This window comes from Leucobacter sp. gxy201 (genome assembly GCF_051043335.1).
Classification (GTDB): Bacteria; Actinomycetota; Actinomycetes; order Actinomycetales; family Microbacteriaceae; genus Leucobacter.
The window spans coordinates 145,057-164,500 of record NZ_JAMXWS010000003.1; the positions used below are offsets into that span (position 1 = coordinate 145,057).

Sequence of the window (19,444 nt, forward strand, 5' to 3'; positions counted from 1 at the left end):
ACTACGGACACCAGTGTGCCTTCATATAGCGGAGGGCCTCGGGAGCTGGCGCGAAAGCGCAGATGAGCCTCGCCCGCGTGATCCGATGCACTTCTCGCAATACCAGGTCAACCGGCCCGACGGGGCCCACGGAGGTAGTTTCCTTGGCTGCTGCGCGCAACGCATCGTCAACTGATAACCCGAAGAACGGTCGCAACCACTCGCGACTCTCCTTCGCCAAGATTTCCGACACGCTGTCGGTGCCGAATCTTCTGGCACTGCAGCTCGAGAGCTTCGATTGGCTCGTCGGCAATGATGTGTGGAAGGAGCGCGTCAAACAGGCCCAGGCCGAAGGACGCGACGACATCGCACTCAAGAGCGGACTCGAGGAGATCTTCGACGAGATCTCACCGATCGAGGACAACGCCGGCACCATGCAGCTGTCGTTCGAGAACCCGATCCTCGACGAGCAGAAGTTCACGATCGAGGAGTGCAAGGAGCGCGGCAAGACCTACGCGGCACCCCTCTACGTCGAGGCGGCGTTCATCAACGCCGAGACCCGCGTCGTGAAGAGCCAGACGGTCTACATGGGCGATTTCCCCATCATGACCGACAAGGGCACCTTCATCATCAACGGCACCGAGCGCGTCATCGTGTCGCAGCTCGTGCGCAGCCCCGGCGTCTACTTCGAGCGCGCCCAGGAGAAGACGTCGGATAAGGACGTCTTCACCGCACGCGTGATCCCGAGCCGCGGCGCATGGCTCGAGTTCGAGGTCGACAAGCGCGATCAGGTCGGCGTGCGCATCGACCGCAAGCGCAAGCAGTCGGTCACCGTCTTCCTCAAGGCGCTCGGCATGACGAGCGAGGAGATCCTCGAGGAGTTCGCCGGCTACGAGTCGATCGCGCTCACCCTCGAGAAGGACGGCATCCTCACGCAGGAGGAGGCGCTCAAGGACATCTACCGCAAGCAGCGCCCGGGCGAGCAGGTCGCCATCGAGGCAGCGCGCGCCCTGCTCGACAACAGCTACTTCAACTCGAAGCGCTACGACCTCGCGAAGGTCGGCCGCTACAAGATCAACCGCAAGCTCGGCATCGACGCGCCCATCACCGATTCGGTGCTGTCGCTCGAGGACATCGTCGCGACGATCAAGTACCTCGTCGGCCTGCACGCCGGTACCGAGACGCTTCCGGGCGTGCGCGACGGCAATGAGGTCGAGGTTCGCCTCGACACCGATGACATCGACCACTTCGGCAACCGTCGCATCCGCGCCGTCGGCGAGCTCATCCAGAACCAGGTGCGCACCGGCCTCAGCCGCATGGAGCGCGTGGTGCGCGAGCGCATGACCACGCAGGACATCGAAGCGATCACCCCGAACACTCTGATCAATACGCGCCCCGTGCTGGCCGCGATCAAGGAGTTCTTCGGCACCTCGCAGCTGTCGCAGTTCATGGATCAGAACAACCCGCTCGCGGGCCTGACCAACAAGCGCCGCCTCTCGGCGCTCGGCCCCGGCGGCCTCTCGCGAGACCGCGCAGGCGTCGAGGTGCGAGACGTGCACCCGTCGCACTACGGCCGCATGTGCCCGATCGAGACCCCTGAAGGCCCGAACATCGGCCTGATCGGCGCGCTCGCGACGTTCGCGCGCATCAACGCATTCGGTTTCATCGAGACGCCGTACCGCCGCATCGTCGAGGGCAAGGTCACCGACCAGGTCGACTACCTCACCGCGCACGAGGAGGACGAGTTCCTCATCGCCCAGGCCGGCGCTCCGCTGACCGACGACGGCAAGTTCGCCGATGCCCAGGTGCTCGCGCGCCCCCGCGGCTCCGAGGTGATGCTCGTCGATTCCGAGCGCGTCCAGTACATGGACGTCTCGCCGCGCCAGATGGTGTCGGTCGCGACATCGCTCATCCCGTTCCTCGAGCACGACGATGCGAACCGCGCGCTCATGGGCGCGAACATGCAGCGCCAGGCCGTGCCGCTGCTGCGCAGCGAGTCGCCGATCGTCGGCACCGGCATGGAGGGCTACGCCGCAGTCGACGCCGGTGACGTGATCACCGCGCAGCGCGCTGGCGTCATCGCCGAGGTGTCGGCCGACTTCGTCACCGTCCAGGAGGACGAGGGCGGCACGAAGAGCTACTTCATGCGCAAGTTCGACCGCTCCAACCAGGGCACGAACTACAACCACCGCGTCATCGTCAAGGTCGGCGAGCGCATCGAGGCCGGCGAGGTCATCGCCGACGGCCCCGCGACCGAGGACGGCGAGCTCGCGCTCGGCAAGAACCTGCTCGTCGCGTTCATGTCGTGGGAGGGTCACAACTTCGAGGACGCGATCATCCTGAGCCAGAACCTGGTGAAGGACGACACCCTCTCGTCGATCCACATCGAGGAGTACGACATCGATGCGCGCGACACCAAGCTCGGCAAGGAGGAGATCACCCGCGATCTCCCCAACGCCAGCATGGAGGCGCTGAAGGATCTCGACGAGCGCGGCATCATCCGCATCGGCGCCGAGGTCAAGCAGGGCGACATCCTCGTCGGCAAGGTCACCCCGAAGGGCGAGACCGAGCTCTCTGCGGAGGAGCGCCTGCTGCGCGCCATCTTCAACGAGAAGAGCCGCGAGGTGCGCGACACGTCGCTCAAGGTGCCGCACGGCGTCTCGGGCACCGTCACCGCCGTCAAGGTCTTCGACGCGGAGAACGACAACGACGACGACCTCGGGTCGGGCGTCAACCAGCGCGTGGTCGTCTACATCGCCCAGAAGCGCAAGATCACCGAGGGCGACAAGCTCGCCGGACGCCACGGCAACAAGGGCGTCATCTCGAAGATCCTCCCGGTCGAGGACATGCCCTTCCTGGAAGACGGCACCCCGGTCGACGTGATCCTGAACCCGCTCGGCATTCCCGGCCGCATGAACTTCGGCCAGGTGCTCGAGATCCACCTCGGGTGGATCGCGAAGCAGGGCTGGAAGATCGACGGCAACCCGGAGTGGGCGGCCAACCTCTCGGAGGCCGCGCGCCAGGCCGCAGCCGGCACCAAGGTCGCGACCCCGGTGTTCGACGGCGCGACCGAGAAGGAGATCGCTGGTCTCCTCGACTCGACGCTCCCGACCCGCGACGGCGACCGCCTCGTCGACTCCAGCGGCAAGACGCGCCTCTTCGACGGCCGCTCCGGCGAACCGTTCCCGTACCCCGTGTCGGTCGGCTACATGTACATCCTGAAGCTGCACCACCTCGTCGACGACAAGATCCACGCGCGTTCGACCGGTCCGTACTCGATGATCACCCAGCAGCCGCTGGGCGGCAAGGCGCAGTTCGGCGGCCAGCGCTTCGGCGAGATGGAGGTGTGGGCGCTCGAGGCGTACGGCGCGGCATACGCGCTGCAGGAGCTGCTCACCGTCAAGTCCGATGACATCCTCGGCCGAGTCAAGGTCTACGAGGCCATCGTGCGCGGCGAGAACATTCCGGAGCCGGGCGTGCCCGAGTCGTTCCGAGTGCTCATGAAGGAGATGCAGTCGCTCTGCCTGAACGTCGAGGTGCTCGGCGCCGACGGCCAGGCCGTGAACCTGCGCGACAACGACGACGAGGCCCACCGCACTGCGGAGGAGCTCGGAATCAACCTCTCCAGCCGCTTCGAGACCTCGTCGGTAGACGAGATCTAAGCGATCGCCAGACTTACAGTTTTCTTTTACCCCAAGGAGAAACATTGCTCGAGGGAACAGATTTTAACGAGCTGCAGATCCGCCTCGCGACCGCTGAGGACATCCGCAGCTGGTCGTTCGGCGAGGTCAAGAAGCCGGAGACCATCAACTACCGCACGCTGAAGCCGGAGAAGGACGGTCTGTTCGGCGAACAGATCTTCGGCCCCAGCCGCGACTGGGAGTGCGCCTGCGGCAAGTACAAGCGCGTGCGCTACAAGGGCATCGTGTGCGAGCGCTGCGGCGTCGAGGTCACCAAGTCCTCGGTGCGCCGCGAGCGCATGGGCCACATCGAGCTCGCCGCCCCGGTGACGCACATCTGGTACTTCAAGGGTGTGCCGTCGCGTCTCGGCTACCTGCTCGACATGGCGCCGAAGGACCTCGAGAAGGTCATCTACTTCGCCGCCTACATGATCATCGACATCGATGACGAGGGCCGCCACGAAGACATGGCTGAGCTCGAGGCCGAACTGCGCCTCGAACTCAAGTCGCTCGCCGATCAGCGCGACATCGCGATCGCCCAGCGCCAGCAGCAGGCCGAGCAGGATCTCTCCGCGCTCGAGGCCGAGGGCGCCAAGGCCGACCAGCGCCGCCGCGCCGAGCAGTCGGCCGAGAAGGAGATGTCGGCGATCCGCAAGGGCTTCGACGACGACATCGCGCGTCTCGAGCGCGTCTGGGAGGACTTCCGGGGCCTCAAGGTGGGCGACCTCAAGCCCGAGGACGCGGTCTTCGCCGACCTCATGGACCGCTACGGCGACTACTTCGAGGCCTACATGGGCGCCGAGGCGATCAAGAAGCGTCTCGAGACCTTCGATCTGGAGGCCGAGAGCGAGGCGCTGCACCTGCAGATCGCCGAGGGCAAGGGCCAGAAGAAGATCCGCGCGATCAAGCGCCTGAAGGTCGTCAACTCGTTCCTCATCACGGGGGCGAGCCCGGCCGCGATGGTGCTCGACGTCGTCCCGGTCATCCCGCCGGAGCTGCGTCCGATGGTGCAGCTCGACGGCGGTCGCTTCGCGACCTCCGATCTGAACGACCTCTACCGTCGCGTCATCAATCGCAACAACCGTCTGCGCCGCCTGCTCGATCTCGGTGCCCCCGAGATCATCGTGAACAACGAGAAGCGCATGCTGCAGGAGGCCGTCGACGCGCTGTTCGACAACGGCCGCCGCGGCCGCCCCGTCACGGGCACCGGCAACCGCGCGCTGAAGTCGCTCTCGGACATGCTCAAGGGCAAGCAGGGCCGGTTCCGTCAGAACCTGCTCGGCAAGCGCGTCGACTACTCGGGCCGTTCGGTCATCGTCGTCGGCCCGCAGCTCAAGCTGCACCAGTGCGGTCTTCCCAAGCAGATGGCGCTCGAGCTGTTCAAGCCGTTCGTCATCAAGCGCCTCATGGATCTGTCGCACGCGCAGAACGTGAAGGCAGCGAAGCGCATGGTCGAGCGCGCGCGCTCCGAGGTGTGGGACGTGCTCGAGGAGATCATCCGCGAGCGCCCCGTGCTGCTGAACCGCGCACCGACGCTGCACCGTCTCGGCATCCAGGCGTTCGAGCCGCAGCTCGTCGAGGGCAAGGCCATCCAGCTGCACCCTCTCGTCTGCACCGCGTTCAACGCCGACTTCGACGGCGACCAGATGGCGGTCCACCTGCCCCTGTCGGTCGAGGCCCAGGCCGAGGCGCGCGTGCTCATGCTCGCCTCGAACAACATCCTGAAGCCGTCCGACGGCCGCCCGGTGACCCTGCCCTCGCAGGATATGATCATCGGTCTGCACTACCTGACCACGGTCAAGGCGGATGCGGCCGGCACCGGCCGCGCCTTCGGCTCGATCTCCGAGGCGATCCTGGCGATGGACGAGGGCACCCTCGACCTGGCCGCTCAGGTGAAGATCCGCCTCGAGGGCTACGCCGACGCGTCGGGCGTCATCTCCGAGAAGCCCGTCATCGTCGAGACGACCCTCGGCCGTGCCATCTTCAACGAGGCGCTGCCCGCCGACTACCCCTACTTCGAGCGCGTGGCGGACAAGGGCAGCCTCTCCGGGCTGGTCAACGACCTCGCCGAGCGCTACCCGAAGGTGGAGGTCGCGGCGACGCTTGACCGCATCAAGGACGCCGGTTTCCACTGGGCCTCGCGCTCGGGCATCACCGTCGCCCTCTCGGACGTCGTCACGCCCAGCAACAAGGGCGAGATCATCGCGACGCACGAGAAGCGCGCCGCGAAGGTCCAGCGCGACTACGACCGCGGCATGATCAGCGATTCGGATCGCCACAAGGCGCTCACCGAGATCTGGACCGAGGCGACCGACGAGGTCGCTCAGGCCATGCGCGACGCGTTCCCCGAGGACAACACCATCTTCCGCATGGTGTCGTCGGGCGCCCGTGGTAACTGGCTGCAGATCCGAAACATCGCCGGTATGCGCGGCCTCGTGTCGAACCCGAAGGGCGAGATCATCCCGCGCCCGATCATCAACTCGTACCGTGAGGGCCTGTCGGTGGCGGAGTACTTCATCGCGACCCACGGTGCGCGCAAGGGCCTCGCGGATACCGCGCTCCGTACCGCCGACTCGGGCTACCTGACCCGTCGTCTGGTGGACGTCTCGCAGGACGTCATCATCCGCGAAGAGGACTGCGGCACGAAGCGCGGTCTCGATCTGCCGATCGCGGCGGAGGACGCCGCGGGCGTGCTCGTGCGCGACGAGAACGTCGAGAACTCGGTCTACGCGCGGACCCTCGCGGTCGACGCGGTGGCCGCCGACGGCGCCGTCATCGCGACGGGCGGCGAGGACGTGGGCGATGTGCTCATCGAGAAGCTCGTCGCCGCGGGCGTGAACGAGATCAAGGTGCGCTCGGTGCTCACCTGCGAGTCGGCGGTCGGCGTCTGCGCCACCTGCTACGGCCGCTCGCTGGCCACCGGCAAGCGCGTCGACATCGGCGAAGCCGTCGGCATCATCGCGGCCCAGTCGATCGGCGAGCCGGGCACCCAGCTGACGATGCGTACCTTCCACACGGGCGGTTCGGCATCGGCGGACGACATCACGCAGGGTCTGCCCCGCGTGCAGGAGCTCTTCGAGGCGCGTACCCCCAAGGGCGCATCCCCGATCGCGGAGGCCGCAGGCCGCATCACGATCGAGGACACCGAGAAGAGCCGCCGCATTCTGCTCACGCCGGACGACGGCACCGAGGAGAAGCAGTACCCCGTGCTGAAGCGCGCCACGCTGCTCGTCGAGGACGGCGACCACGTCGAGCTCGGCCAGCCGTTCCTCCAGGGCACGCTCGACCCGAAGGACATCCTGCAGGTCGGCTCGACCGAGGCCGGCAAGCACATCCCGGGCGAGCGCGCGGTGCAGAAGTACCTCGTCGAGGGCGTGCAGGGCGTGTACCGTTCGCAGGGCGTGCCGATCCACGATAAGCACATCGAGGTCATCGTGCGCCAGATGCTGCGCAAGGTCACCGTCGTCGATCACGGCGAGACCGACCTGCTGCCGGGCGAGCTCGTCGACCGTGCGCGCTACCAGCGTCTGAACCGCGAGGCTCTGCTCGAGGGCAAGCGCGCCGCGACCGCTCGTCCCGAGGTCATGGGTATCACCAAGGCCTCGTTGGCGACCGAATCGTGGCTGTCGGCCGCATCGTTCCAGGAGACGACCCGCGTGCTCACGCAGGCTGCGATGGAAGGGTCGAAGGATCCGCTCATCGGCCTCAAGGAGAACGTCATCATCGGTAAGCTCATCCCGGCCGGTACCGGCCTGAGCGTCTACCGCGATATCGAGGTCGCGGCCACGGAGGAGGCGAAGGCGGAGCGCTACCCGAACCGCCTGTTCTCGACCGAGGGCACCTTCGACGAGAACGATCTCTCGTTCGTCGACTTCGACAGCTTCACCGCCGACGAGTTCAACCCGGGCAACTACAGCTAGCGCTGCAGTTCTCCAGCGAAAAGGCGTCCGCACGACCGTGCGGGCGCCTTTTTCGCGCCTTGCCGACGGCGGAACACGAAATCCGGGGCGCCGCATTGTACGGTGACGGGCAGATATATGTGTTCGAGGGATCGGACGCACCGCCCGACGAGAGGTACAGCGATGAGCGAGGACCGCGACACCCCCGCGCCGACGAGGGCAGCCGAGGCGCCGGAGACCGCAGGCAATCCCGGGGCGCCGGTGGAAGAGGTCGAGGCGAGCCGCACGGAGGTGCTCGAGGCCGTCGAGCGTGCGAAGGGCGCGGGCGACACCGCGAACCCCGCCGCTGCAGATGCGGGCGAAGCCGGCGATGCGGGCGACGCCGGCGACGCGGCGGGCTCCGCCGCCGAGGCGAAGCCGGCCGAGGCCGCCGATGGTGCGCAGCATGCCGACGCCGAGCAGCGGCACCGCGAAGAGGTGTCGCAGGTCGACACGCAGTTGGACCTCGAGATGCCCGGCAAGACGGATCGGCCCCGCATCGCCGAGACCGACGAGATGCCGAGCGCAGCGGCGAGCCCGCTCGCGAAGAAGCTCGAGGAGACGCCGGTGCGCGACGGCGAGATCCGCATCAGCGCCGACCACCCGATGGCCGCCCTCTACACGCAGACCCCGGCACCGCCCGAGATCAAGGGCAACCGCGGCGCGGGCGTGCTGATCTCGGTGCTCGCCGCCATCGGCTTCGCCGTCGTCTACGCGGGCGCGACCGCACTGCTGCTCGCGACGAGCTACCCGCCGTCGACGTTCCTCGAGCAGGGGCTGCTGCCGGCGGTGCTCTCGATCGGCTTCGGCGCGGCCGTCGCCGGCTTCCTGCTCGGCATGATCGTGCTCGTGCTCATCGCGGGCCGCGCGGGCTGGTGGGTGTACGCGATCGGCGGCTTCTTCGTCGGCGTCGCGGTGTGGGCCGCCACCGCCGTGGGCACGGCGCTGCACGATCGCTTCGTGCTCGGCCAGAACGTGTCGCTCGACGTCTTCGACCTGGTGCAGGATTACGGTCTGACGATTCCGGTGCTCGTGGCCGCGGTCGTGGCGCGCGAGGCCTGCGTCTGGTTCGGCGCCTGGATCGGTGCGCGCGGCCGCCGTATGAAGGCGCGCAACGCCGAGGCGCTCGCCGAGTACGAGCAGGCGCTGGCAGAGGTCCAGGCGCAGCCGCGATGACCCCGAGCGCCCCTCGTCGTGTGACACGCGGCTATGCGGCGGCGCTCATCTTCGCAGCCGTCATCGTGGCGACCGCGCTTCTCGTCGCCGTGTGGGGGCTCCTATCGGCGTTCGCCGGCCGCGACCCGGTGACGAGCCAGGTGAGGTTCTGGGCGGCCCCGTTCATCGTGCTGCTGCTGCTCGGCGTGCTCGCGGCCGCTCTGTGGCAGCAGACGCTGGTGCTGCTGCGCGGTCGGCACCGGCCCTCCTGGGGCATCATCGTCTCGCTCGGCGGGGGCGCCTACCTGCTGTGGTGCCTGCTCGGCATGCTCTTCGGCATGGACATCGCCGATACCTGGACCAGCCCGTTCGCGGGCGCCCTGGCCGCGGTCTGGGCGTTCGCATCGCTGCTCTTCTGGGCCGTGCTCGCCAGGCGGGTGTACACCGAACGGCCGCCTCCGCGGTGGCCGTGGGAACGCGATGGGGAGAACGACCGGCCGTGACGAATGGAATCGAGGGGCGCGTCGGCGTCGCTGTCGATGCGTGGCTGCGGTGGGTGCCGGGCTGGGCTCCCGGGTCGCAGCGCACCCGCGCCAGGCTGTGCCGGCGATGCACGGGCTCGCCCGTCGTGGCCGCTGCAGGGATCGGCCGGGACGTGCCGCATCAGGTGACGCACGCGCTCGTATCGCGCATGCAGCGCATCATCGACAAGGAGGTCGACGAGTTCACGGAGCGCGAGCTGCCGACGCTGCACGCCGAACTCGCGGGGGAGGACCTGTGGCGGGCGGGCGGGTACGACCCGTCGCACGGTCTCGAGCCCGAGCTCGACGGCGTCGATCTCGACCCCGACCCCGATGAGCAGGGGCAGCCGTTCCTCTTCACGCTCGCGGGGCTCGCCGAGGATTCGAAACCCGAGCCGCCGCTGCCGCGCCCGCCGCTCAGCGCGGAGGAGAAGCGCGCACTGCGCCACGAGATCGAGCTCGCCGACGCGCACGCGGAAGACGCCGGGCGATCCCTGTGCCTCGCCCTGGTGAGCCATCGGGGCCGTATTCAGACCGCGATCGCGCGCTTCGTCGAGCCGCAGATCGAGAGCATGCTCGACGAGCTGTCCAAGCACCTCGAGCCGCCGCAGTAGGCGGGGAGCGGCGCCGCGGGCCGAGCGCGGGCGCAACGATGCGGGCACCGATCGCAACAATGCGGCCCTTGCGGCGGGATTCAGGCCCCGCGCGCGGAGGAACCTCTAAACTGGGAGGCGGTGCTCGGATCAGACCCGGCACCTCGACGAGCGAGGCGACGACGTCCAGGGCGCGCCCGCACGAACCCCAAGGAGCGCATGGTGGCATTTATCGACGCGGTGATCGCCCGCGAGATCCTCGATTCTCGAGGCAACCCGACCGTTGAGGTCGAGGTCGGGCTCGACGACGGCTCGGTCGGACGGGCAGCGGTGCCCTCCGGTGCATCGACGGGCGCATTCGAAGCCTACGAGCTGCGCGACGGCGACCAGGATCGCTACCTCGGCAAGGGCGTGACGAAGGCCGTCGACGCGGTGTTCGACGAGCTCGGACCGGCGATCGAAGGCTTCGCAGCCGACGACCAGCGCATCATCGACTCGGTGCTCATCGAGATCGACGGCACCGACAACAAGTCGCGCGTCGGCGCGAACTCCATCCTCGGCATCAGCCTCGCGGTCGCCCAGGCGGCGGCCGACGCGGCCGACCTGCCGCTCTACCGCTACCTCGGCGGCCCGAACGCATCCACCCTGCCCGTGCCGCTCATGAACATCATCAACGGCGGTGCGCACGCCGACACCGGCGTCGACATCCAGGAGTTCATGGCGGTGCCGCTCGGTGCCGAAACCTTCTCGGAAGGCCTGCGCTGGGGCGTCGAGGTCTACCACGCGCTCAAGGCGCTGCTCAAGGAGCAGGGCCTCTCGACGGGTCTCGGCGACGAGGGCGGCTTCGCCCCCGATCTGCCCCACAACTCGGCAGCGCTCGACCTGATCGTCGAAGCGATCAAGCGGGCCGGGCTCGAGCCCGGACGCGATGTCGCCGTCGCTCTCGATGTCGCATCGTCCGAGTTCCACGAGAACGGCGTCTACAAGTTCGAGGGCCAGGACCGGACGGCCGAGGAGATGACCGCGTACTACGCCGATCTGCTCGACCGCTACCCGCTCGTCTCGATCGAGGACCCTCTCGACGAGAGCGACTGGGACGGCTGGAAGCACCTCACCGACGCGCTCGGCGACCGCGTGCAGCTCGTCGGCGACGACCTGTTCGTCACGAACCCCGAGCGTCTCGCCGACGGCATCGAGAAGGGCACCGCCAACTCGCTGCTCGTCAAGGTCAACCAGATCGGCACCCTGACCGAGACGCTCGACGCCGTGCAGCTCGCGCAGCGCTCGGGCTACACCGCCATCCTGTCGCACCGCTCGGGCGAGACGGAGGACGTGACGATCGCCGACCTCGCCGTCGCGACAGACTGCGGCCAGATCAAGACCGGTGCACCCGCGCGCTCGGAGCGCGTGGCGAAGTACAACCAGCTCCTCCGCATCGAGGAAGAGCTGGGCGGCGCAGCCGAGTACGCGGGGCGCGCGGCGTTCCCGCGCTTCTCGGCCTGATCGCCGAAACGCGCAGAGGGGCGGGCGAGCACGGTGGGACGCCGAACGGATGACCTCGGGGCATGGGCCTCGAGCGTGCGCTTCAGCGGCTTCACCGTGCTCGTCGTCGCCCTGATCGCGGCCGGCGCGGTCATCATCAGCCCCAGCCTGTCGACGTACGTGCAGCAGCGGCGCGAGGTCTCAGAGCTGCGCGCGAGCGTCGAGGAGCACCGCGGAGCGGTCGAGGACGTCGATGCGGAGCGCGCGCGCTGGAAGGACCCGGCCTACGTGCGCGCGCAGGCCCGCGACCGCCTCTTCTACGTGATGCCGGGTGAGACCCAGCTGAATGTGATCGACGACATCATGATGCCGGTCGAATCGTCCGAGGAGACGAGCGCCGAGCTCTCGCGCATCGACCGCAACTGGGCCCGCACCCTCGTGGGCTCGTTCATGATCGCCGGGACGACGGATCAGGCTCCGGACGCCGCAGCAGATACTCCGGCAGCAGAGACCCCCGCCGCGGAGACCCCGGCGGCAGAGACCCCCACAGACGAGGAACCCGCACCATGACCCGCCCGCCCTACGACCCGCCGACCGAAGCCGATATCGCGGCGGTGAGCGAACAGCTCGGCCGCGAAGCCCGCGGCGTCGTCGGTATCGCCGCACGCGCCGCAGACGGGTCGCCTGCGGTCGTCGCGACCGCCCCGCGCCTGCCCGACGGGTCGCCGTTCCCGACGTTCTACTACCTGTGCCACCCCGGAGCGGTGGCCGCGGCCTCGCGTCTCGAGGCGGTGGGCGTCATGAACGAGTACAACGACATGCTCGCGGAGAGCGAGGAGCTGCGCGAGGAGTACGCTCGAGCCCATGAGCAGTACATCGCCGACCGCGACGCCGTCGGCGAGGTGCCCGAGGTGGCCGGGGTCAGTGCCGGCGGCATGCCGACGCGCGTGAAATGCCTGCATGCTCTGATCGGCCATGCGCTCGCTGCGGGGCCCGGGGTCAACCCGATCGGCGATCTCGCTCTCGAGCGCAGCGGCTGGGGCCGATAGTCTCCGCATAAGTCGGCCAGTCTTCGTCGAACCGTCGCATTTTCGTCGGAAATTCGAACGATTACCGCCGATGTGGCTTCATCGACGGCTTTCCGGGGGTACTATAACCTGGTGGGCTGTAAGGGCCCGCTTTTTTACGTGCCTGCATATTTTTCTGATCAACGCATCAACAAGGAGACCGCTTCGTGGCGAAGAAGATTCTGATCGTTGGCGGTGGCTACGCTGGTTTCTACACCGCGTGGAAGCTCGAGAAGCTCCTTCGCGCCGGTGAGGCCGAAGTGACGATCGTCGACCCGCTGCCCTACATGGCCTACCTGCCCTTCCTCCCGGAGGTCGCCGCAGGTTCGATCGAGCCGCGTCACGCGATCGTCGCGCGCCGCCGCCATCTGAAGAGCACCGCGAACATCGCGGGCAAGGTGACGGGCATCTCGCACGCCACGAAGACGGCGACCATCACGCCGAACGACGGCGAGGCATTCGACTTCTCGTACGACCACATCGTCGTCACGACCGGCTCGGTCTCGCGCACCTTCCCGATCCCCGGCATCGCCGAGAACGCGATCGGCATGAAGACCATCGAAGAGGCCGTCGCCGTGCGCGACCGCCTCGTCGGCAACTTCGAGCGGGCCGCGTCGCTGCCCCAGGGCTCGGCCGAGCGCGAGCGCCTGCTCACCGTCACCGTCGTCGGCGGCGGCTTCGCCGGCATCGAGACCATCTCGGAGCTGCGCTCGTTCGCGACCGCGCTGCTGCGCCGCTACCCCGAGATCACCTTCGACGAGACCAAGTTCCACCTGGTCGAGGCCATGGGCCGCATCATGCCCGAGGTCACCGAGGCTCTCGCCGACTGGGTGGTCGCCGACCAGACCCGTCGCGGCGTCGACATCCACCTGAACACCCAGCTCGGTTCTGCCGTCGACGGCAACATCGAGCTCTCGACCGGCGAGAAGTTCGAGTCCGACCTCATCGTCTGGACCGCCGGCGTCATGCCCCGCCCGTTCCTGCGCGGCACCGACCTGCCGATCGGCCCCCGCGGCCACGTCATCGGCAGCCCCGAGCTGCGCATCACGACCGAAGAGGGCGAAGCCCTCGAAGGCGCATGGACCGCGGGCGACACCTCGCAGACCCCCGACATCTCGTCGACCCCCGGCCCCGGCGGCTTCTGCGTGCCCAACGCGCAGCACGCCGTGCGCCAGGGCCGTCTGCTCGCGAAGAACATCGCGGCCGACATCCGCGGCGAGGGCGTCACGCAGTACAACCACAAGAACCAGGGTGCGGTCGCCGGTCTCGGCGTCAACACCGGCGTGTTCAAGTCGGGCGGCGGCTTCGCGCTCAAGGGCTACTTCGCGTGGCTCGCGCACCGCTTCTACCACGGCCTCGCGATCCCCACGTGGGAGCGCAAGTGGCGCGTGTTCGGCGGCTGGGTCGGCCACTTCTTCCTGGGCCGCGACATCGTCAACATCGAGGCGGTCACCGAGCCGCGCGCGATCTTCGAGGAGTTCGCTTCGCGCCCGAAGCCCCCGGCAGCCGACTGATCGCGGCATGAGCCTGGGCCGATCCAGGCATCGAACGGCGCCCCGCCGAGCACTTCCGCTCGGCGGGGCGCCGTCGTATCCGCGCGGGTTCCCGCCGTCGCACGGACGGGAGCGCTGCTCCCCAGTACGCTGATGGAATGACGACGAGCGAACGGACCGGGCGCGTGCGCGGCTTCTGGGTGACGCCGTCGATCCGCGCCCGCACCGTCGGGCGCGCGTATTTCGCAGTGCAGGCCGGCGCAGGGCTGCTGTGGTGGGTCGGAGTCTTCGCGGTGCCCGGAGTGCGCGAGGCGACGCTCGGCGGCATCGAGGCCGTGCCGATGGCGATCGCCGATGTGCCGCTGTTCGTGGTCGCATCGGCGATCGCCGCGTCTCTCGGGCCGCGGGGAGCACCCGTCGCGGCGGGAACGGCAGCGATCTGGACGCTGCTCGTGACCCTCGGGCTCGCCGTCTACGCGACGATCACGGGAAGCGCGGGGTGGGGCGCGCTGCTGATGGCTGCGGCGTCTATCGGCGGGCTCGGATCTTGGATGCTGCTCGTGTTCGATCGGATCCCTGCGGACCGCGTGCTCATCGGCGCGCTCGGCATCCGGACGTCGCGTTCGGCCCCGCCGGGCTTCCAGCTCGCCCGCACGCTGCTCCAGCTCCTGGCGTTCTGGCTCATCTTCCTGGCGATACTCCCCGGGGCGATCCTATTCTTCGAGCACCGGTGGGGCCTGCATGCCGACTTCCCCGACCAGGCGGGCCCCGTCGGCGCCGCACTGCTGCTGCTCGCCAGTGCGCTCGGGCTGTGGGCGGCGTTCGCGATGTCGCTGAACGGCGACGGCACGCCGCTGCCGTCGGCGACCGCGAACCGTCTCGTGATCGCCGGACCCTACCGCTTCGTGCGCAATCCGATGGCGCTCGCGGGCATCGCGCAGGCGATGGGCGTCGGTCTGCTCGTGGAGTCCTGGCTCGTCGTGCTCTATGCGCTGGCGGGCATCGCCTACTGGAACGAGCTCGTGCGGCCCTTCGAAGAGGCCGATCTCGAAGCGCGCTTCGGCGATGACTACGCGCGGTACCGTGCGCAGGTGCGGTGCTGGGTGCCGCGCGTACCGCCCACCGCCGGCAACTGAGGGAAAGCGCGTAATCGGTGGCGTCGTGCGCGACCGACTGGCATGCTGTGGGGCAAGGGATACGTGGGCGCCGCCCGGCCGAAGCGGGCCGAGCGGCGCGGCGTCCGTAGATCAGCGGGCGCAAGACCGTAAGGGGTGCGATGGATGCGATCGTCTTTCTGCTGATACTCGGGGCGACGGGCGTCGCCGTGTTCGACGACCGGAAGTGGGTCGTGCTCGGCTCGTTCGCCATCGCTTTCGTCGCGGCCGCGGCGCTCTTCATGCATCACGTCACCGACCAGCTGCCGGTGAGTCTCTGATGACCGCCGCGCAGCAGGTCGCCGTCGAGCGCACTCCGTTCGGCGCGCTCCTCGGCGCGCTCTCGTTCTGGGCGCACGTGGCATTCGTCGTGGCGTATCTCGGCATTCTCAGCACCGCGATGTTCTGGTTCCAGTTCGGCCAGGGCGAGTATCCCTGCCCGCTCTGCATCACCCAGCGCATGGCGATGATGCTCGTCGTGATCGGCCCGATCTCCGTCGTCGTCCGCGCGCTCAAGGGGCGGGGGTCGCTCCAGACGGTCGCTACGGGCGCGGGCATCTCGATCATCAGCGCAGTGCTCGGCATGGCGATGTCGTCCCGGCAGGTGCTGCTGCACATCGCCCCGGGCGACCCCGGCTACGGCACCGCCGTCATGGGCATGCACCTCTACACCTGGGCGCTCGTCACCTTCGTCGTGGTGCTCCTGTTCTGCGGCGTCGTGCTGGCCTGCGGCGAGACCTTCGTACCGGTCGCCCCGAAGTCCCCGGCGCTGCGGGGCATCGCCCGAGTCGTCATCTGGCTCTTCATGGCGACGATCCTCATCAACGCGGTCGTCGTGTTCGCGGAGTCGGGCTGGCACTGGTACCTGCCCGATGACCCGACCGGCTACCGTCTGTTCGGAGGCTGACCGGCCGCTACGCCTCGTGCGAGTGCTTCTCGAGGAACTGGTACATCTCGGAGTCGTCGACGCCCGGGAAGGTGCCGGTCGGCAGCGGCGAGAGCACATGCGCGTGCATGCGCGCGCTCGGCCAGGCCTTGCCCTGCCAGCTGTCGAGCAGGGCCGCCGAGGGGGCGCGGCAGCAGCTCGGATCGGGGCAGGTCGACGATGCGCGCACGTGCGTGTCGCGGCCGCGGAACCAGCGGGCATCGTCGAAGGCGACGCCGCACGAGATCGCGAACGGCTCGTGCTCGGCCTCTCCGGTCTGCACGCTCTCCCAGAACGTGCCGTTCGGGGTGTCGGTGTACTGGTAGAACTCGCTCGTGCGGTTGCGGCGGTCGAACGCCGTGCGGCCGCCCCACTTGCGGCAGAGCATCTCGCCCTCGATCGAGGCCGACGGGTCGGCGGGGAAGGGCATGCCGTTGTTCTCGTAGCCGCGCAGCAGCGTGCCCTCGCGGTCGGCGCGGTAGTGGTGCACCCGGAGATCGAGATGGCGCGTCGCAAGATTCGTGAAGCGGTGCGTGGCGGCCTCGTGGGTCACGCCGAACGCGTCGCGCAGATCCTCGATCGCGAGGTTTCGGTTGCGCTTGGCCTGCTGCAAGAACTCTGCGGTGCGCATTTCGGGCATGAGGCAGGCAGCGGCGAAGTAGTTGATCTGCAGCCGCTGCTCGAGGAACTCGGCATAGCTCGCGGGTTCGCGGTGGCCGAGCACGCGGTGCGCCATGGCCTGCAGCGACAGGGATCGCAGGCCGTGCCCGCCCGGGATCGACGCGGGCGGCAGGTAGATGCGCCCGTTCTTCAGGTCGGTGATGCTGCGCGTGTTCGAGGGCAGGTCGTCGACGAAGATCAGAGTGAAGCCGAGCAGCTCCGCGAGCACTGCGACCTGGCGGTGCGTCACGGCGCCCGTCGTGTGGCCGATGCGGCGCATGAGGTCGGAGGCGATGACCTCGATCTCCTGGATGTAATTGTCGCGCTCGCGCATCTGCATGCGGATGACGGTGTTCGCCCGGCGCGCCTCCTCGGAGGTCGTCGCGGCGACTCGCGTGCGGCGGGCGAGCTCGCGGTGCAGCCCGACGAGCGCCTCGAGCGTGTCATCGTTCAACGAACGCGGGGTGCGCACGTGGGGGAGCGACAGGCTCGTGTAGGCCGGGGCGCTCTGCGCGCGCTCGAGCTCGACCTCGAGTGCGCTGCGGCGGTCGGGGGCCTCGCCCTTCATGAGCTCGGTCGTCGAGATGTCGAGTTCGCGCGAGATGGCCTGCAGCAGGCTCAGCTTCGGTTCGCGGCGGCCGTTCTCGAACAGGGAGAGCTGGCTCGCGACGACCCCGACGCGTTCGCCGAGCTGATCGAGCGTGAGGCCGGCACGAGTACGGAAGTGCCGGATGCGCTTGCCGAGCAGCAGACGGTCGAGGTCCGCCGAGCTCATGGAGGGTGTCGAGTCCTGGGTCATAAATTGACTATACGGCAAGAATTCAATTTTTTCTCTAACGAAATGGTGTCTTGGGGGTGAATGGCGCCCGCAAGATAGTTCTAAAGGCACATTCTTACCAACCCAGGAGTCGCACCATGAGCACGGCAGTCCTCCAGCAGTCCATCGCAGACCTGGTCCTCGAAGACGCGCCCACCACGAACCCCGAGGTTCTGCAGTGGGTGCTCGATGTCGCGAAGCTGACCCAGCCCAGCGATGTCGTGTGGTGCGACGGCTCGCAGGCGGAGTGGACCCGCCTCACCGACGAGATGGTCGAGGCCGGCTCGCTGATCCGCCTCAACCAGAACCTGCGCCCGGGCAGCTTCCTGGCGCGGTCGCACCCCGCCGATGTCGCACGCGTAGAGGATCGCACCTTCATCTGCTCGGAGCGGGAAGAGGATGCGGGCCCCACGAACAACTGGGTCGCGCCGGCCGAGATGAAGGCGGAGCTCATGCCGCTCTTCGAGGGTTCGATGCGCGGTCGCACCATGTACATCGTGCCGTTCTCGATGGGTCCCGTCGGCGGAGCCATCACCCAGCTCGGCATCGAGCTCACCGACTCGCCCTACGCCGTGCTCAACCTGCGCATCATGACCCGCATGGGGCAGGCCGCCCTCGCCGGCATCAAGCCGGGCGTCGAGTTCGTGCGCACCGTGCACTCGGTGGGCGCGCCCCTCGAAGCCGGGCAGGACGACGACGCCTGGCCCTGCAGCGACACGAAGTACATCACGCACTTCCCCGAGACGCTCGAGGTCTGGTCGTACGGCTCCGGCTACGGCGGCAACGCCCTGCTGTCGAAGAAGTGCTTCGCTCTGCGCATCGCCTCGGTGATGGGGCGCAAGGAGGGCTGGCTCGCGGAGCACATGCTGCTGCTCAAGCTCACCAACACCGATACCGGCAAGGCATACCACCTGACCGCGGCTTTCCCGTCTGCCTGCGGCAAGACCAACCTCGCCATGCTCCAGCCCACCATTCCGGGCTGGAAAGTCGAGACCATCGGCGACGACATCGCCTGGCTGCGCCCCGGTGGCGACGGCCGTCTCTACGCGATCAACCCCGAGGCCGGCTTCTTCGGCGTCGCGCCCGGCACCGGCGAGTCGACCAACCCGGTCGCCATGGAGACGCTGTGGGGCAACACCATCTTCACCAATGTCGCGCTGACCGACGACGGCGACGTGTGGTGGGAGGGCAAGACCGACGCCGTGCCCGAGCATCTCATCGACTGGCGGGGCGATGACTGGACGCCCGATTCGGGCCGCGTCGCCGCGCACCCGAACTCGCGCTTCACCGTGCCGATCCAGCAGACTCCGACGCTCGCCCAGGAATGGTACGAGCAGCACGGCGTGCCGGTCGACGCCATCCTCTTCGGCGGTCGCCGCGCCACGAACGTGCCGCTCGTCACGCGCTCGCTCTCGTGGGAGCACGGCGTGTTCATGGGGGCGACCATCTCGTCCGAGAAGACCGCTGCTGCCGAGGGCACCGTCGGGGAGCTGCGCCGCGATCCCTTCGCGATGCTGCCCTTCTGCGGCTACAACATGGCCGACTACTGGGGGCACTGGCTCGAAGTTGGCGAGAAGCTCGGCGAGCGGGCTCCGAAGATCTTCCAGGTGAACTGGTTCCGCAAGGGCGCCGACGGCCGCTTCCTGTGGCCCGGCTTCGGCGACAACTCGCGCGTGATCGACTGGATCATCCGCAGCGTCGAGGGCGAGCATGCCGGTCGCGAGATCGCCCTCGGCACCGTGCCCGCCGCCGGCGAGCTCAACCTCGACGGCGTCGAGATGCCCGAGGCCGATCTCGAGGAGCTCTTCGCGGTCGATGCCGAGTCGTGGTTCGCCGAGGCCGACATGACCGAGGAGTACTTCGCCCGGTTCGGAGATCGCCTGCCCGCCGAGATGCGCCAGCAACTGGTGAATCTCCGGGCCCGCCTGGGCGCGTAGCGCACCGGCTCCAGAGACCGTAGACCCCGCCGTTCTGCCCGAC

The 19,444-nt window shown here is 68.4% G+C and carries 14 protein-coding genes; 13 read left to right on the forward strand and 1 reads right to left on the reverse strand.

Features of this window, described 5'->3' with window-relative positions:
- Window positions 1-143 precede the first annotated feature (143 nt).
- The 12 genes from NHL51_RS05775 to NHL51_RS05830 all read left to right on the forward strand — a co-directional run bounded on the left by NHL51_RS05775 (window position 144) and on the right by NHL51_RS05830 (window position 15,969).
- Window positions 144-3,641, forward strand: a complete 3,498-nt coding sequence (locus NHL51_RS05775; protein WP_434142398.1) for a DNA-directed RNA polymerase subunit beta — start codon at window positions 144-146, stop codon at window positions 3,639-3,641.
- 44 nt (window positions 3,642-3,685) lie between these two features.
- Window positions 3,686-7,579, forward strand: coding sequence for a DNA-directed RNA polymerase subunit beta' (locus tag NHL51_RS05780; protein WP_434142399.1), 3,894 nt, complete (start codon window positions 3,686-3,688; stop codon window positions 7,577-7,579).
- Between the two features lie 162 nt (window positions 7,580-7,741).
- Entirely contained in the window at window positions 7,742-8,773 is a 1,032-nt protein-coding gene (locus NHL51_RS05785; RefSeq protein ID WP_434142401.1) for a hypothetical protein, read from the forward strand.
- Window positions 8,770-9,255 (forward strand): hypothetical protein, encoded by a 486-nt coding sequence (locus NHL51_RS05790; RefSeq protein ID WP_434142403.1) that lies wholly within the window; start codon window positions 8,770-8,772, stop codon window positions 9,253-9,255. Before NHL51_RS05785 ends, NHL51_RS05790 begins: the two co-directional genes overlap by 4 nt.
- Window positions 9,252-9,887, forward strand: a complete 636-nt coding sequence (locus tag NHL51_RS05795; protein WP_434142404.1) for a spermidine/putrescine ABC transporter substrate-binding protein — start codon at window positions 9,252-9,254, stop codon at window positions 9,885-9,887. The genes NHL51_RS05790 and NHL51_RS05795 overlap by 4 nt, the downstream gene beginning before the upstream one ends.
- Before the next feature lie 201 nt (window positions 9,888-10,088).
- On the forward strand, window positions 10,089-11,369 hold the full coding sequence (eno, locus tag NHL51_RS05800) for a phosphopyruvate hydratase (RefSeq protein WP_434142406.1): 1,281 nt from the start codon (window positions 10,089-10,091) through the stop codon (window positions 11,367-11,369).
- 33 nt (window positions 11,370-11,402) lie between these two features.
- Window positions 11,403-11,918, forward strand: a complete 516-nt coding sequence (locus tag NHL51_RS05805; RefSeq protein WP_434142408.1) for an FtsB family cell division protein — start codon at window positions 11,403-11,405, stop codon at window positions 11,916-11,918.
- Window positions 11,915-12,397: a DUF501 domain-containing protein gene (locus tag NHL51_RS05810; protein WP_434142409.1), complete on the forward strand. Its 483-nt coding sequence runs from the start codon at window positions 11,915-11,917 to the stop codon at window positions 12,395-12,397. The genes NHL51_RS05805 and NHL51_RS05810 overlap by 4 nt, the downstream gene beginning before the upstream one ends.
- 185 nt (window positions 12,398-12,582) lie before the next feature.
- Window positions 12,583-13,929, forward strand: a complete 1,347-nt coding sequence (locus NHL51_RS05815) for an NAD(P)/FAD-dependent oxidoreductase (protein ID WP_434142410.1) — start codon at window positions 12,583-12,585, stop codon at window positions 13,927-13,929.
- Window positions 13,930-14,066: 137 nt separating this feature from the next.
- Window positions 14,067-15,044, forward strand: coding sequence for a methyltransferase family protein (locus NHL51_RS05820; RefSeq protein ID WP_434142412.1), 978 nt, complete (start codon window positions 14,067-14,069; stop codon window positions 15,042-15,044).
- 140 nt (window positions 15,045-15,184) lie between these two features.
- The gene (locus NHL51_RS05825) at window positions 15,185-15,343 is read left to right on the forward strand and encodes a DUF5993 family protein (RefSeq protein WP_434142413.1); all 159 of its coding nucleotides are present in this window, start codon (window positions 15,185-15,187) and stop codon (window positions 15,341-15,343) included.
- Window positions 15,343-15,969 (forward strand): disulfide bond formation protein B, encoded by a 627-nt coding sequence (locus tag NHL51_RS05830; RefSeq protein WP_434142415.1) that lies wholly within the window; start codon window positions 15,343-15,345, stop codon window positions 15,967-15,969. The genes NHL51_RS05825 and NHL51_RS05830 overlap by 1 nt, the downstream gene beginning before the upstream one ends.
- 7 nt (window positions 15,970-15,976) lie before the next feature.
- Here NHL51_RS05830 and NHL51_RS05835 read toward each other — a convergent pair whose 3' ends face one another.
- Window positions 15,977-17,446 (reverse strand): helix-turn-helix domain-containing protein, encoded by a 1,470-nt coding sequence (locus NHL51_RS05835; RefSeq protein ID WP_434142416.1) that lies wholly within the window; start codon window positions 17,444-17,446, stop codon window positions 15,977-15,979.
- A gap of 116 nt (window positions 17,447-17,562) precedes the next feature.
- On the opposite strand from NHL51_RS05835, the gene NHL51_RS05840 reads away from it, so the two are divergent.
- Window positions 17,563-19,401, forward strand: a complete 1,839-nt coding sequence (locus NHL51_RS05840) for a phosphoenolpyruvate carboxykinase (GTP) (RefSeq protein WP_434142417.1) — start codon at window positions 17,563-17,565, stop codon at window positions 19,399-19,401.
- The last annotated feature ends 43 nt before the right edge of the window (window positions 19,402-19,444 follow it).

Coding starts and splice junctions, on each gene's coding strand:
- NHL51_RS05785 (WP_434142401.1), top strand. CDS start 7,742: ATGAGCGAGGACCGCGACACCCCCGCGCCGACGAGGGCAGCCGAGGCG.
- NHL51_RS05790 (WP_434142403.1), top strand. CDS start 8,770: ATGACCCCGAGCGCCCCTCGTCGTGTGACACGCGGCTATGCGGCGGCG.
- NHL51_RS05810 (WP_434142409.1), top strand. CDS start 11,915: ATGACCCGCCCGCCCTACGACCCGCCGACCGAAGCCGATATCGCGGCG.
- NHL51_RS05820 (WP_434142412.1), top strand. CDS start 14,067: ATGACGACGAGCGAACGGACCGGGCGCGTGCGCGGCTTCTGGGTGACG.
- NHL51_RS05825 (WP_434142413.1), top strand. CDS start 15,185: ATGGATGCGATCGTCTTTCTGCTGATACTCGGGGCGACGGGCGTCGCC.
- NHL51_RS05830 (WP_434142415.1), top strand. CDS start 15,343: ATGACCGCCGCGCAGCAGGTCGCCGTCGAGCGCACTCCGTTCGGCGCG.
- NHL51_RS05835 (WP_434142416.1), bottom strand. CDS start 17,446: ATGACCCAGGACTCGACACCCTCCATGAGCTCGGCGGACCTCGACCGT.
- NHL51_RS05840 (WP_434142417.1), top strand. CDS start 17,563: ATGAGCACGGCAGTCCTCCAGCAGTCCATCGCAGACCTGGTCCTCGAA.